The organism is Amorphus orientalis, from assembly GCF_030814015.1.
Classification (GTDB): domain Bacteria; phylum Pseudomonadota; class Alphaproteobacteria; order Rhizobiales; family Amorphaceae; genus Amorphus; species Amorphus orientalis.
In genome coordinates, this window is record NZ_JAUSUL010000002.1 from 1,243,445 (window position 1) to 1,256,860 (window position 13,416).

The 13,416-nt window shown below is 66.2% G+C and carries 13 protein-coding genes; 9 read left to right on the plus strand and 4 right to left on the minus strand.

Annotated features, from left to right (window positions below; all coding sequences use genetic code 11):
- Positions 1 to 91 precede the first annotated feature (91 nt).
- The 5 genes from J2S73_RS13545 (at position 92) to J2S73_RS13565 (ending at position 5,057) form a co-directional block, all read left to right on the plus strand.
- The gene (locus J2S73_RS13545; RefSeq protein ID WP_306886083.1) at positions 92 to 865 is read left to right on the plus strand and encodes a DeoR/GlpR family DNA-binding transcription regulator; all 774 of its coding nucleotides are present in this window, start codon (positions 92 to 94) and stop codon (positions 863 to 865) included.
- Entirely contained in the window at positions 862 to 1,995 is a 1,134-nt protein-coding gene (locus tag J2S73_RS13550; protein WP_306886084.1) for an ABC transporter ATP-binding protein, read from the plus strand. The genes J2S73_RS13545 and J2S73_RS13550 overlap by 4 nt, the downstream gene beginning before the upstream one ends.
- A complete protein-coding gene (locus J2S73_RS13555; protein ID WP_306886085.1) occupies positions 1,992 to 3,257 on the plus strand; it encodes an ABC transporter substrate-binding protein in 1,266 nt (421 codons plus the stop codon). The genes J2S73_RS13550 and J2S73_RS13555 overlap by 4 nt, the downstream gene beginning before the upstream one ends.
- A gap of 70 nt (positions 3,258 to 3,327) precedes the next feature.
- Positions 3,328 to 4,221 (plus strand): carbohydrate ABC transporter permease, encoded by an 894-nt coding sequence (locus J2S73_RS13560; protein ID WP_306886086.1) that lies wholly within the window; start codon positions 3,328 to 3,330, stop codon positions 4,219 to 4,221.
- Positions 4,218 to 5,057: a carbohydrate ABC transporter permease gene (locus J2S73_RS13565; protein ID WP_306886087.1), complete on the plus strand. Its 840-nt coding sequence runs from the start codon at positions 4,218 to 4,220 to the stop codon at positions 5,055 to 5,057. Before J2S73_RS13560 ends, J2S73_RS13565 begins: the two co-directional genes overlap by 4 nt.
- Before the next feature lie 18 nt (positions 5,058 to 5,075).
- On the opposite strand, the gene J2S73_RS13570 is transcribed toward J2S73_RS13565, so the two are convergent.
- From J2S73_RS13570 to J2S73_RS13580, 3 genes are all read right to left on the minus strand, one after another.
- Positions 5,076 to 5,879, minus strand: a complete 804-nt coding sequence (locus tag J2S73_RS13570; RefSeq protein ID WP_306886088.1) for a DUF72 domain-containing protein — start codon at positions 5,877 to 5,879, stop codon at positions 5,076 to 5,078.
- Between the two features lie 90 nt (positions 5,880 to 5,969).
- The gene (locus tag J2S73_RS13575; RefSeq protein WP_306886089.1) at positions 5,970 to 6,320 is read right to left on the minus strand and encodes a lysozyme inhibitor LprI family protein; all 351 of its coding nucleotides are present in this window, start codon (positions 6,318 to 6,320) and stop codon (positions 5,970 to 5,972) included.
- A gap of 155 nt (positions 6,321 to 6,475) precedes the next feature.
- Positions 6,476 to 6,745 carry a YMGG-like glycine zipper-containing protein gene (locus J2S73_RS13580; protein WP_306886090.1) on the minus strand — a complete coding sequence of 90 codons (270 nt, stop codon included), beginning with the start codon at positions 6,743 to 6,745 and terminating at the stop codon, positions 6,476 to 6,478.
- A gap of 160 nt (positions 6,746 to 6,905) precedes the next feature.
- Here J2S73_RS13580 and J2S73_RS13585 point away from each other — a divergent pair, with 160 nt between their 5' ends.
- The gene (locus tag J2S73_RS13585) at positions 6,906 to 7,799 is read left to right on the plus strand and encodes a PfkB family carbohydrate kinase (RefSeq protein WP_306886091.1); all 894 of its coding nucleotides are present in this window, start codon (positions 6,906 to 6,908) and stop codon (positions 7,797 to 7,799) included.
- Here the strand turns inward: J2S73_RS13585 and J2S73_RS13590 are convergent.
- A complete protein-coding gene (locus tag J2S73_RS13590) occupies positions 7,783 to 8,100 on the minus strand; it encodes a hypothetical protein (protein WP_306886092.1) in 318 nt (105 codons plus the stop codon). The genes J2S73_RS13585 and J2S73_RS13590 overlap by 17 nt on opposite strands.
- Positions 8,101 to 8,353: 253 nt before the next feature.
- Here J2S73_RS13590 and J2S73_RS13595 point away from each other — a divergent pair, with 253 nt between their 5' ends.
- The 3 genes from J2S73_RS13595 to J2S73_RS13605 are packed head-to-tail and all read left to right on the plus strand — an operon-like array spanning position 8,354 to position 13,298.
- Positions 8,354 to 8,920 carry a PadR family transcriptional regulator gene (locus tag J2S73_RS13595; RefSeq protein WP_306886093.1) on the plus strand — a complete coding sequence of 189 codons (567 nt, stop codon included), beginning with the start codon at positions 8,354 to 8,356 and terminating at the stop codon, positions 8,918 to 8,920.
- Between the two features lie 11 nt (positions 8,921 to 8,931).
- On the plus strand, positions 8,932 to 10,050 hold the full coding sequence (locus tag J2S73_RS13600; RefSeq protein WP_306886094.1) for an efflux RND transporter periplasmic adaptor subunit: 1,119 nt from the start codon (positions 8,932 to 8,934) through the stop codon (positions 10,048 to 10,050).
- Positions 10,047 to 13,298 carry an efflux RND transporter permease subunit gene (locus J2S73_RS13605; RefSeq protein ID WP_306886095.1) on the plus strand — a complete coding sequence of 1,084 codons (3,252 nt, stop codon included), beginning with the start codon at positions 10,047 to 10,049 and terminating at the stop codon, positions 13,296 to 13,298. The genes J2S73_RS13600 and J2S73_RS13605 overlap by 4 nt, the downstream gene beginning before the upstream one ends.
- The last annotated feature ends 118 nt before the right edge of the window (positions 13,299 to 13,416 follow it).

Consider the following 13,416-nt stretch of genomic DNA (forward strand, 5'->3'; position numbering starts at 1 on the left):
TTCATCCGAACGTCACGAAACCGTTTCGGAACTGCAATCTCGCGCCTCTAAGCGTCCGTTCGATTTCGAATGAACGGGCAGACGGGCGCATATGAACATTTCCCTGCGGCAGGAAGAGATCGTCGGCCACGTCCGCGACGCCGGCTTCGTTACCGTCGAGACGCTGGCGGAGCTGTTCGGCGTCACTCCGCAGACGATCCGCCGCGACATCAACACGCTCTGCGACGCGAACCTTCTGCGCCGGCGCCATGGCGGCGCGGAACTCCTCGATCCGTCCGTCAACGCCTCCTACGAGTCCCGCCGGGTCACGCGGGCCGAGGCGAAACGGCGGATCGCCGCCGAGGTCGCACGGCGCATTCCGAACCACGCCTCGGTCATGATCGGGATCGGCACCACGCCGGAAATCGTCGCCCAGGCGCTGCGGGACCACGAAGACCTGACGGTGGTGACGAACAATCTCAACGTCGCCATGGCGCTGGCCGGCACCCGCTCCAACCGGATCTTCGTGCCCGGCGGCATGCTGCGCCTGCCCGACCGCGACTTTCTCGGCGGCGAGGTGGAGGCGTTCTTCCGCTCCTACCGGGCCGACTTCGGCATCTTCGGCGTCGGCGGGATCGACCCGGATGGCAGCCTGCTCGACTTCGACCATGCCGAGATCCAGGCCCGCGAGGCGATCCGCGAAAGCAGCCACACATCGATCCTGGTCGCCGACCTCACCAAGTTCGGCCGAAGGGCCGCCGCCCGCGGCGGACGGGTGGGTGACGCCGACCTTCTCGTCACCGACGCCGAACCCCAGGGCGCCTTCGCGACGCTCCTGACCGAGGCGGACGTTGCGTTCGGCTATCCGGGGCGGGACCGGCCATGAGCGCGACCGATTTCGTCCGGCTGGAAGCCGTCAGCAAAAGCTGGGGCGACAGCGTCGGGGTGCGCGATCTCTCGCTCGCCATTCCCGAAGGCACCTTCACGGTGCTGCTCGGTCCCTCCGGCTGCGGAAAGTCCACCACACTGCGGCTGATCGCCGGATTGGAAGGCCCGGATTCCGGCAGTGTCCTGATCGGTGGGTGCGACGTGACCGGCGCGACGCCGGCCGAGCGCTCCCTGTCGATGGTGTTCCAGTCCTACGCCCTCTTTCCGCATCTGAGCGTCGCGGAGAACGTGACCTTCGGGCTCAAGGTGCGCGGTGTTTCGCGCAACGAGCGCAGTGAGCGGCTCGCGCGCGCGCTCTCGCTCACCGGGCTTTCCGGCCAGGAGCGGCGCAAGCCGGGCGAGCTGTCCGGCGGCCAGCGCCAGCGCGTGGCGCTCGCCCGCGCCGTGGTCGCCGACCATCCGCTCTGCCTGATGGACGAGCCGCTCTCGAACCTGGACGCCAAGCTCCGCCATTCGGTGCGCCAGGAGATCCGCGCCCTGCAACGCCGCCTGGGCATGACGGTCGTCTACGTCACCCACGACCAGACCGAGGCCATGAGCATGGCCGACCGGGTCGTGCTCCTGAAGGATGGCCGGATCGAACAGCAGGGCCCACCGGCCGAGCTCTACCGCCAGCCGGCGACGGCGTTCGCGGCGAGCTTCATCGGCAGTCCGCCGATGGCGCTGATCCCGGCGACCGCGCTGCCGCTGCCGGCCGAGCTGACCGCAACGGGTGTCGCCACCGTCGGCCTGCGGGCGGAAAGCGTGGCGGCCGTCCGGTCGGGCTCCGGCATCGTCGACGGCGTCGTGCGCGAGGCGGAGTTCCTGGGCGCGGAGACTTTCGTCACCGCCGCGCTCGCCGACGGCAATGCCCTCACCGCCCGGGTGCCCGGCGACCTGCACCTCACGGAAGGCGCATCGCTCGGCCTCTCCTGGGACTGGGCGGATCTGCACCTCTTCAGCGGCCCGGACGGCACACGCCTTCCAGGTCCCTCCGCCTTCGCCGCGCGCCGGGCCAAGTGCCCCGCCGGCGATCTGCCCCCCGTCACGGGGACCCCTCTCCCGAAGCAGCAAGGATCCACTCCATGACGAACTTCTTCTCGCGCGCGGCGCTCGCCGCGGTCGGGATGTCGGTGATGGCCACGCCCGCCTTCGCCGACGTCAATCTGACCATGTACTACCCGATCGCCGTCGGCGGACCGCTGACCGAGGTGATCGACGGCATGATCGACCGGTTCGAAGCCGACAATCCGGACATCAGCGTCGAGGCGATCTATGCCGGCAACTACGACGACACCCGCGTGCGGGCGCTGTCGGCGATCCGCAGCGGCGAACCGGCGCAGCTCTCCGTGCTGTTCTCCATCGATGCCTACGACCTGATCGAGCAGGACCTGATCGTCCCGTTCGACGACGTGGTGAAGGGCGAGGACGGCAAGGCCTGGCTCGACAGCTTCTACCCGGCGCTGATGAAAAACGGCCAGATCGACGGCAAGACCTGGGGCATCCCGTTCCAGCGCTCCACCATCGTCATGTACTACAACAAGGACATGTTCCGCGAAGCGGGCCTTGATCCGGAGTCTCCGCCTCAGACCTGGGACGAGATGGTCGAAGCCGGCAAGGCGCTCGCCGGTGACGGCCGCTGGGGTCTGATGGTCCCGTCGACCGGCTACCCGTACTGGATGTTCCAGTGCTTCGCGATCCAGAACGGCAAGGAGCTGATGAGCTCCGACGGCACCGAGACCTACTTCACCGATCCGAAGGTGGTCGAGGCGCTGGAATTCTGGCGCTCGATGGCGACGGACTCGAAGATCATGCCGGAAGGCACGATCGAGTGGGGCACGCTGCGGCAGGCTTTCCTCGAAGGCCAGACCGGCATGATGTGGCACTCCACCGGTAACCTGACGGCCGTGAAAGACGCTGCGGACTTCGACTTCGGCGTGGCCATGCTGCCGAAGCACGAGCGCCCGGGTTCGCCCACCGGCGGCGGCAACTTCTACCTGTTCAAGGGCTCCAGCGACGAGCAGCAGGACGCCGCCGTGAAGCTCATCCGCTTCATGACCGCCCCTGAGCAGGCCGCCGAATGGTCGATCGCCACCGGTTATGTCGGCATCAGCCCGGAAGCCTACGAGACCGAGGCGCTCGAAACCTACACCGAGGAGTTCCCGCCGGCCCTGGTCGCCCGCGACCAGCTCGAAGTGGCCATTCCGGAGTTCTCGACCTACGAGACCGCCCGGGTCCGCGAAGCGCTCAACAACGCCATCCAGGCGGCGCTCACCGGCTCCCAGAGCCCGGCCGACGCACTGGCGGATGCCCAGTCCCAGGCCGACCGGCTGCTTCAGCCCTATCGCTGACCGAGTGACCCAACCGGGGGCGGCAGAGCCGTCCCCGGCTCCTCTCCGCGCGCAGGACAGTCCGACCCCGATGAGCACGAGCGCCACCATCACGCAGCGGCGGCACGCCCTCTACGGCTGGATGCTGCTGTTTCCGTCGCTGGTGCTTCTGTCCCTGTTCGCCTTCATCCCGACCGGGGCGACGGTCTGGGCGAGCCTGTTCACCCGAGGCACCTCACGCCGGCCGTCGGAATTCGCCGGGCTCGACACCTACGCCCACCTCACCAGCGATCCGGTGTTCTGGAAGGTGGTGACCAACAACCTGCTCTATGCCGGCGTCTCCATCCCGCTGTCGATCGGCATCGCCCTCGGGATGGCGCTGTGGGCCAACGCGCGCATCCCGGCCCGCGGCTTCGTGCGCACCGCCTATTTCACGCCGACCATGCTGCCGATGATTGCAGCGGCGAACCTCTGGCTGTTCTTCTACACGCCCGGCATCGGCGTCATTGACCAGATCACCGGCCTGTTCGGCTTCGGCCCGGTCAACTGGCTCGGCCAACCGGACACCGCGCTCTGGGCCGTGATCGCGGTCACGGTCTGGAAGGAAGCCGGCTTCTTCATGATCTTCTATCTGGCCGCATTGCAGACGATCCCGCCGGAACTGCGCGAGGCCGCGACCATAGAGGGCGCGTCGCGCTGGACCTACACGCGGCGCGTCCTGCTGCCGCTCCTGATGCCGACCACCCTGTTCGTGCTGATCAACGCCCTGATTAACTCCGTCAAGCTGATCGACCACCTCTTCATCCTGACCAAGGGCGGACCGAACAACGCCTCCAAGCTGATCCTCTACTGGATCTGGGAGATGGCGTTCGCCTATTTCGACAGGCCTCATGCGGCCGCCATGACCGTCTTCGTGCTGGCCGTCCTCGGCATCGTCGCGGCCGTGCAGTTCCGCCTCATCGACCGGCGAGCCCACTACCGATGACCGAAGTCACCAGCCCTGCCACCCCGCGCGCCCTGCCCCGCCTCGATCTCGACGCCGTCGGCGCCATCGTGCTCGCCGTGGTCTGGATCTCGCCGCTGCTGTTTGCCGTCTGGGCCGCCTTCCATGACGCGTCAGGCGCGATCTCGTTCGACCTGTCCGCGCCGTGGACCCTCGACAGTTTCCGCACCGCCTGGGCGGCCGCGCCCTGGCCGCGCTACTTCCTGAACACGACCATCCTGGTGACGATCACGCTGGCCGGGCAGCTCGTTCTCTGCACGCTCGCCGGCTTCGCCTTCGCCCGCTTCCCGTTTCCCGGGCGCGACGTGGTGTTCGTGCTGGTGCTGCTGCAGCTGTTCATTCTGCCGGAAGTGCTGATCGTGGAGAACTACGCCATGATCGCCCGGCTCGGCCTGTTCGACACCATCGTCGGCGTCGGCCTTCCCTACATGGCGAGCGCGTTCGGCATCTTCCTGCTGCGCCAGGCCTTCAAGCAGGTTCCGAAGGAACTGGAGGAAGCCGCCCGGGTCGAGGGCTGCTCCTGGGCGGGCGTGCTGTGGCGGGTCTACATTCCGGCCGCGCGGCCGACCTACCTCGCTTACGCCCTGGTCTCGGTCGCCACCCACTGGAACAACTTCCTGTGGCCGCTGGTGGTCACCAACTCGGTCGACACGCGACCGCTCACAGTCGGGCTCTCCCTGTTTGGGGCACCGGAGAGCGGGGTCGACATCTCCGTGATCAGCGCCGGCACGATCATGTCGATCCTGCCGCTGCTGCTGGCCTTCCTGATCTTCCAGCGCCAGTTCGTCCAGGCGTTCCTGCGCGTCGGGATCAAGTGACCGCGCCTGTGGCGGGGCTCAGCCGAGCCGTTCGATCATCGCCATCGCAGCCGCCGGGTTCAACGCCTTGTGGCCGGAGATGAAATAGACGAACACATCGCGCGGCGTTTTCCCGGCGGCGTCCGCGACCGTCTCCAGATCGTCCGGCGCGCCGCCCGCCGCCCACGCCCTCGCCCGCTGCGCCCAGCGATCGAGATCGTCAGCCGCATAGCCTGCCGGCTCGGTCTCCACCGTTCCCATCGCCCGGACATAGACGAACGACGCGGTGACGTCGGCAATCTGCGGATAGGCGCTGTCGCAGGCGATCACGACGGCCACGCCGTAGCGCCGGAGAAGATCGACGAACGCCGGCACACGGAAGCTGTCGTGCCGAACCTCGACGACGTGACGGAGCGGCCGCCCGTCCACCTCTTTCGGAAGAAGATTCAGAAACGCCTCGAAGTCATTGGCATCAAAGGCTTTCGTCGCCGCGAACTGCCAGTTGATCGGGCCGAGCTTGGGGCCCAGCTCGCCGACGCCGCTGTCGAAGAAGCGGGCAACGGAATCGCCCGCCTCGGCCAGCACGCGCCGGTTCGTTGCGAAGCGCGGGGCCTTCAGCGCGAAGACGAAATCGTCCGGTGTCTCGTCGCGCCACTTGGCGAAGGTCTCCGGCTTCTGGCTGCGGTAGAAGGTGCCGTTGACCTCGATCGAGGTCAGATGCCGGCTGGCATGCTCCAGTTCGCGCGCCTTGGGAAGCTTTGGGGGATAGAAGGTCTCCCGCCAGGGCTCGTAGGTCCAGCCGCCGATCCCGACGCGTATGGATCCCGTCTCGTGCCTTGCCATCTTACCCCTCGTCCGCTGTCCCGGTCCGCAGAAGACGCATGGGCGGAACCGGATTCCACCCGTTTTCGTTTGCTGGCTGTCCCGAAACTGTCAGTACGGCCCGTTCTTGTAGATGCGGTCGAGGACCGACTGGATCGAGGCGATGTTGGCTTGATAGGCGGAGGCAATGCAGGAGACGCTCGACCCGCACGCGGCGCGCTTCTTCAGGAAGGCCTGTTCGCCGTCCTGCAGGTCGCCTCGCTGACCCATGGCGACGAGATTGCGGGCGACCTCGTAGAGGGTCGCGTTCTTCACGTCGAGGTTCGCGAGTTGGCGGCTGTCGCAGATCGCTTTTTCGTCCGGCTTCGAGGCATTGGCGCAGTCAAAGCTCTGGGCCCCGGCCGGACCGGACAGAACGAGCGCCGTTGCGGCGCCAAGGATCGCAAGTGAAATACGGGTCATGGGACTTCCTCAACGATGACCGGCCAACGCGGCCGGGACACGAACCAATCCTATGGCAGAGCGGTTACCGGCCGATGTCGCCGTCTCCATCGCGGACGGCTGCAAGAAAAAGGGCGCCCGTGGGCGCCCTCAAGGCCGTCTTCTCTCCTTGCCGATCAGCAGGAGACGCGGACGAGCTCACCGTACTGATTGCGGACGTAGCAATCTTCCTTCGGCGCCGTCGCCACGCCGGCCGCACCGCCGGCAGCCGCGCCGATCAGACCGCCGGCAACCGCGGAGCCGACATCGCCGCCGCCGATGATCGCGCCCGTCGCGGCGCCGAGACCGCCACCGATGAGCGCACCGGTCGCGCCGCGCTGAGTCTGAGTTTCCGTGCAGGCACCAACCATCAGTCCGAGAATGACTGGAACAATGAGAATCCGCATGACCGCTCCTCTGCTTTCGTTCTCTGCGTTGACGAGATACGACTTTCCCTCGATACGGTAAACGCCAATTTTTAGCGGGACAAATTCAAGCCGAATGATGGCCGGATGCGTCCCTTGCCGGCCGCGTCCCGAACCGCACCCAAGTCATGGAGATTGACGCATGGAGGCCCTCTTCATCGGGCAGGCCTATATCGACATCACCTTTCTCACCGATCGGATCCCGATGGGTGACGAAAAGACGATCGCCGACGACTATTCCGTCTCCTTCGGCGGCAACGCGGTCACGGCCGCCTTCGCCTGCAGCAAGCTCGGTCTGTCGCCGGACATCATCTGCCAGATGGCCGACGACTGGCTGTCCCGGATGCTGCGAGAAATGGCCTATCGCTACGGCATCACGATCCACAGCCGGAAGGTAAAGGAGGCGTCCCTCTCCTTCATCATGCCGAACGACGGCAAGCGCGCGATCGTCCGCTGCCGCGACGACGACTACCTCCACCCCTTCCCGAACCTGAACCTGGACGGCTGCCGCGGTCTGCATCTCGACGGCCACATGGCCGATGCGGCCCTTCACTACGCGAAGATCTGCCGGGAATCCGGAATTCTGACGTCGCTGGATGGTGGCGCGGTCCGCTCCAACACCGACGAGCTTCTGGAATTCATCGACGTTGCCGTGGTGTCGGAACGCATGTGCGAGCAGATGCGCGTGTCGCAGACCGGAATGCTGGAACTGCTGAGGGCCAAGGGCTGCAAGGTCGGCGGCGTGACGCTCGGCGAACGGGGCCTGGTCTGGTACGAGGGCGACGAGGCCCCGCGCTGGATGCCCGCCCTGTCGGTGCCGTCGGACAAGGTGATCGACACCAACGGCGCCGGCGACGTGTTCCATGGCGCCTACATGTATTCCGCCATGGCGCGCCCGGAGGAATCCTGGGAAGAGCACTTCGCGTTCGCGCGCGCCGCTTCCGCCCACGCGGTCCAGCATCTCGGCAACGAGGACAGCCTGCCGACCGTCGCCGATATCGAGTTCAGCCGGAAGAACTTCAGCGACGCGGCCTGACGACGACGGGTACAAGCGCCGGGATCGCCCCGCTCGGGGCCCGGTGCGGCCGCTGCGGCGGATGGCGATCGGTGTCGCCAAGGCTCATAATCGCCGCTCCCATCGAGGCGCTGGTCAGCGTTACAAGGAACCCGAACAGAAGCATCACGGTCGGAAGGACCGGGTTCGGGGACTCCATGACGAGGCCCCGGATGCCGGCGAGATCGGTGGCAAACAGCGCGGCGACCACCACCACGGTCGCCGCGGCCCCGACGAGCCAATGACGGACCAGAAAAAGAACAAGCTCGCGGTCGCGGTTCATGACCGGCTCCCATCAATGTTGGACGCCGTGAAAGTAGGGCACCCGGGCCCCCGGGAGTAGACCCGAATTCGCGGCGCGCCGTCGCATCCCGGGCCCACGCGAAATCACCAACCACGCATTCTTTTCGGGATCATCGATCCACGAGGGGTTGTCGCGCGTATATCTCGTCGTCATATAAAGGACGTAGATATATCGAGCCTATATATGCAAGGGTCCGCCCCGGCGCCGTCCGGAGCGGTTATGCGAGCACCACATGAACGTCAGAACACTCTGTCTCGCCATTCTTCAGGCTGGCGACACCACCGGCTACGACATCAAAAAGATGTCTGTGGAAGGGAAATACAGCTATTTCGTGGATGCGAGTTTCGGCTCGATCTATCCGGCGCTCGCCCGGCTCGAGGCTGACGGCCTCGTCACGGTCCGGGAAGAGGCCCAATCGGGAAAACCGGCCAGGAAGGTCTATTCGATCACTGACGCCGGGCGGGAAGCGCTCATCAGGGAATTGACCGACGATCCGGAGCCCGACGTGTTCCGATCGCCGTTCCTGCTCGTCGCGATGAACGCAGAGCTTTTGTCGCGCGGGCAACTCGTGAGGGTGATCGAGGCCCGGATCGCGGAAATCCGCGGGGAACTCGATCATCTCGCTTCGATCGCCGCAGGGACGGATCATGCCGGCGCCCACTGGATCTGCCGGTACGGCCAGAACTGCATGAAAGCGTCACTGGATTTTCTCGAGGCCAACCGCGCCGAGCTTGAAGCCATGGCCAGCGGGGAAGCCGAAGACACAGCGCAGCCTGCCGCACGCGCGGCGGTTCGATAGGGGGATCGATCATGCGCTTCAGGATCAGAGGCTCGATTGCCGCCGCTGTCGTCATCACTGCGGCCATCGCCGGCTGGATGAGCACCGGCGACGTCGTCATCGGCGGACAGGCCGATTCACCGAACGCGGTGCCGCCCCCGGCCGAACGCACGGCCGAAGGCGATGCCGCACCGTTTCGCGTCGAAGTGACGACCATTCAGGCGGAGGACCGGCGCACGACCCTTCAGATGCGCGGCCGCACCGAGGCGGATGCGACAGTGCCGGTGCGCGCGGAGACGCGCGGCCGGGTCGCGGAGCGGAGGATCTCTGCCGGTGACGAAGTGGCCGAGGGCGACGTGCTGTGCCAGCTCGACAAGGGCGTGCGCGAGGCCCAGCTCCTGCGGGCGAAGGCCGAGGCCGCCAAGGCCGAGCTCGACTATGACGCCGCGAGCAAACTCCGCGAACGCCAGTTCGAATCCGACACGCGCGTCGCCGCGACGAAGGCGGCTCTGGATGCCGCCCGGGCGACCGTGGCGGAAGCGCAGCTCGAGCTGGACCGGACCACGATCAAGGCGCCGGTCGCCGGGACCGTCGAACAGCCGATGACCGAAACCGGCGAGATGCTGTCGATCGGCGACGTGTGCGCAACCCTGGTCGACACCGACCCGATGAAGATCACCGGCCAGATTTCCGAGCGCGATATCGGCAAGCTGAAATCGGGCATGGAGGCGGACGTCTCGCTGGTCACCGGCGAGACAGTCACCGGCAAGATCAGCTTCATCTCCAAGACCGCCGATCCAGCCACCCGGACGTTCACCGTCGAGATCGAGGTTCCCAACCCCGATGGCGAGCTGCGCGACGGTGTGACCGCGCTGGCCACCATTCCGCTTCCCCCGGTGAGGGCCCACCGCCTGTCGCCCGGAATTCTCACGCTCTCGGATGCCGGCGACGTCGGCGTACGCGCCGTCACGTCGGACGACAAGGTTGTCTTCCACCCGGTCTCGATCCTGGGCCATGGCAAGGACGGGATCTGGGTCGAAGGCCTCCCCGACGCCGTGACGGTGATCTCGGTCGGCCAGGATTACGTGGTTGAAGGCGAAACGGTCGAGCCCGTGAACTCCGGCGCGCTGGCCCGGGGGACCCGCTCGTGATCGACGCCCTCGAGCAGATCATCCGGCACCGCCGGACGGTGCTGACGATCATGGTCGTCAGCATCGCCGCCGGCATCTTCGCCTATCTGGCGATCCCGAAGGAGGCGAACCCGGACATCGACGTCCCGGTCTTCTATGTGTCCATCACCCAGCAGGGTGTCTCGCCCGAAGACGCCGAGCGCCTGCTCGTCCGTCCGATGGAAACGGACCTCAGGAGCCTCGACGGCCTCAAGGAACTGACCGCGATCGCCTCGGAAGGCCATGCCGGCATCATCCTGGAGTTCGAGGCCGACTTCGACAAGGACACCGCTCTCGCGGACGTCCGCGACAAGGTCGATCAGGCGAAGGCCGAACTCCCCGACGAGGCCGACGAGCCGACGATCAACGAGACCAACTTCTCGCTCGTGCCGACGATCACGGTCGCCCTGTCCGGCGACGTGCCGGAGCGCACGCTCTACCGCCATGCGCGCCAGCTCAAGGACGAGATCGAGGCGATCGAGACGGTGCGCGAGGCCAATCTCAAGGGCCACCGCGAGGAGCTTCTGGAAGTCGTCATCGACCGGACGGCCCTGGAATCCTACGACGTCACCCAGGACGAACTGATCCGGGCTCTGACCAACAACAACCAGTTGGTGCCGGCAGGCTTTCTGGACACCGGCCAGGGCCGCTTTCAGGTCAAGGTCCCAGGGCTGGTGGAAAACCGCGAGGACGTGTTCTCGCTGCCCATCAAGCAGAACGCGGAAGGCGTGGTCACCCTCGACGACATCGCCGACGTCCGCCGGACGTTCAAGGATCCGTCCGCCTTCACCTACGTGAACGGCAAGCCGGCGATCGCCATCGACGTGGTGAAGCGGCTCGGCACCAACATCATCGAGAACAATCAGTCGGTGCGCGACGTGGTCGCCGCAACGACGGCCGACTGGCCCGAATCGATCCGGGTCGATTATCTGCTCGACCAGTCCGGCTTCATCTACGAGGTGCTCGGCTCGCTGGAATCCTCGATCATCACGGCAATCTGCCTGGTGATGATCATCGTGGTCGCGGCACTCGGCCTGAGGTCGGCTCTCCTGGTCGGCCTGGCGATTCCGACCTCTTTCCTGCTCGGCTTCCTGATCCTCACCGCGCTCGGCATGACCGTGAACATGATGGTCATGTTCGGTCTGGTGCTCACCGTCGGCATGCTGGTCGACGGGGCGATCGTGATCGTAGAGTACGCCGACCGGAAGATCGTAGAAGGCATGCCGCGCCGCGAAGCCTATATCCGTGCGGCCCGGCTCATGTTCTGGCCGATCACCTCGTCCACGGCGACGACGCTGGCCGCCTTCCTGCCGATGCTGCTTTGGCCCGGCGTCGCCGGCGAGTTCATGAGCTATCTGCCGATCATGGTGATCATCGTGCTGACCGCCGCTCTGGTCACCGCCATGATTTTCCTTCCCGTGGCCGGCGGCATCTTCGGGCGCGGACCGGCCTCGGCGGAAGAGCAGGCCGCAGCCAAGCGCCTGAGCGCATCGGAGGATCTCAATCCGGATTCCATTCCCGGCCTGACGGGCGTCTACGTACGCGCCCTGCACTGGCTTGCCGGGACCGTCACCGGGAATCTGGTGACGCTGGCTGCTGTGGTCGGCGTCTCCGTGGTCATTATCGGGGCCTTCGCGCAAAACGCCCAGGGCGTCGAGTTCTTCGTCGACGAAGAGCCGGACGTGGCGGTCGTGCTGGTCTCCGCGCGTGGCAACATGTCGGCCACGGAAGCCAGGGCCCTAGTCGGCCAGGTCGAGAATGAAGTTCTGGCGATCGAAGGGGTCGACAACGTCGTCATGAACGCCTACCCGAGCGGCGGCTCATCCGGCGAAGGATTCCAGGTCGCCGGCGTCAACGACAAGCCGGCAGACGTGATCGGCGAACTGCAGCTCGAACTGGACGACTTCTGCTGCCGGCGCACGGCGGCCGAGATCTTCGCGGAAATCCGGGAGCGCACCGCTCCGATCCCCGGCATCAAGACGGAAGTCCGCAAGATCGAAGGCGGGCCGCCGACCGGCAAGGACATCCAGCTCGAGGTCAAGGGCAACAACTACGACCAGGTGGAGACCGTCACCGGCCGCCTGCGGGAGCACTTCGACACGGTTCCCGGCCTGCGCGACATCGAGGACGGACGTCCCCTCCCCGGCATCGAATGGCAGCTCGACATCGATCGCGAGGAGGCCGGCCGCTACAACGCCTCGATCGCCCCCGTCGGCTCGATGATCCAGCTCGTGACCACCGGCGTTCTGATCGGCACCTACCGGCCGGACGATTCCGACGACGAGATCGACATCCGGGTCCGCTTCCCCGAGGACCAGCGGACGCTCGACCAGTTCGAAAGCCTGCGGCTGAAAACGCCCAACGGCCAGGTTCCGATCGCCAACTTCGTGGACGTCACACCGTCGCAGCGGGTGTCCTCGATCACGCGCAAGGACGGGTCCTACGCCATGTCGGTGAAGGCCGACGTCATCCAGAGCGAAGGCTACGATCCGAACGCCAAGATCGCGGAGCTGCAGGAGTGGCTCTCGACCCAGGACTGGCCGTCCGGCATCTCCTTCAAGTTCCGGGGCGCCGACGAGGACCAGCAGGAATCCGGCGCCTTCCTGATGAAGGCGATGCTGGGCTCCCTGTTCCTGATGTTCATCATCCTGGTCACCCAGTACAACTCGTTCTACCAGACCGCCATCACGCTCTCGACGGTCATCCTGTCGGTGCTCGGGGTGCTGATCGGCATGACGATCACCGGGCAGAAGTTCTCCATCATCATGACCGGGACCGGCGTGGTGGCGCTCGCCGGCATCGTCGTGAACAATGCCATCGTCCTGATCGACACCTACAACCGGATGCGGGAGGACGTGAGCGATCCGCTGATCGCGGTTCTGAAGACGGCCGCCCAGCGGCTGCGCCCCATCCTGCTGACGACGATCACGACGATCGCCGGCCTCATTCCGATGGCGACCGAGGTCAACCTGGACTTCTTCAACCGGACCGTTGCGGTCGGCGGGATCACGTCGATCTGGTGGATCCAGCTGTCCACCGCGATCATCTTCGGCCTGGGCTTCTCCACCCTCCTCACCCTGGTGGTGGTGCCTGTCGCCCTGGCAGCCCCGTCGGTCTGGAGCCGCAAGGCGGGAGCGCTCTGGCGCAAGATACGGGGTCGACGTGGGTCAGGCACGGGTCCGTCGGAGCCGTCGGGCCAAGGCCCCAGCTATCCCCAGCCGGCGGAATAGCAGATCCCGTACGGCGCCGCGTTTCTTGATGTGAGAGCGCGGTGCCGTATATCTCGTAGCGACGTCGGTCGGGCCGGCCATCGGTTTATCGGAGATCGGAGCGGCCCGGCTCCCAATC

Bases quoted from the DNA above. Each gene is read 5' to 3' on its own strand.
- J2S73_RS13545 (WP_306886083.1), top strand. From the start codon at position 92: ATGAACATTTCCCTGCGGCAGGAAGAGATCGTCGGCCACGTCCGCGAC.
- J2S73_RS13550 (WP_306886084.1), top strand. From the start codon at position 862: ATGAGCGCGACCGATTTCGTCCGGCTGGAAGCCGTCAGCAAAAGCTGG.
- J2S73_RS13555 (WP_306886085.1), top strand. From the start codon at position 1,992: ATGACGAACTTCTTCTCGCGCGCGGCGCTCGCCGCGGTCGGGATGTCG.
- J2S73_RS13560 (WP_306886086.1), top strand. From the start codon at position 3,328: ATGAGCACGAGCGCCACCATCACGCAGCGGCGGCACGCCCTCTACGGC.
- J2S73_RS13565 (WP_306886087.1), top strand. From the start codon at position 4,218: ATGACCGAAGTCACCAGCCCTGCCACCCCGCGCGCCCTGCCCCGCCTC.
- J2S73_RS13570 (WP_306886088.1), bottom strand. From the start codon at position 5,879: ATGGCAAGGCACGAGACGGGATCCATACGCGTCGGGATCGGCGGCTGG.
- J2S73_RS13575 (WP_306886089.1), bottom strand. From the start codon at position 6,320: ATGACCCGTATTTCACTTGCGATCCTTGGCGCCGCAACGGCGCTCGTT.
- J2S73_RS13580 (WP_306886090.1), bottom strand. From the start codon at position 6,745: ATGCGGATTCTCATTGTTCCAGTCATTCTCGGACTGATGGTTGGTGCC.
- J2S73_RS13585 (WP_306886091.1), top strand. From the start codon at position 6,906: ATGGAGGCCCTCTTCATCGGGCAGGCCTATATCGACATCACCTTTCTC.
- J2S73_RS13590 (WP_306886092.1), bottom strand. From the start codon at position 8,100: ATGAACCGCGACCGCGAGCTTGTTCTTTTTCTGGTCCGTCATTGGCTC.
- J2S73_RS13595 (WP_306886093.1), top strand. From the start codon at position 8,354: ATGAACGTCAGAACACTCTGTCTCGCCATTCTTCAGGCTGGCGACACC.
- J2S73_RS13600 (WP_306886094.1), top strand. From the start codon at position 8,932: ATGCGCTTCAGGATCAGAGGCTCGATTGCCGCCGCTGTCGTCATCACT.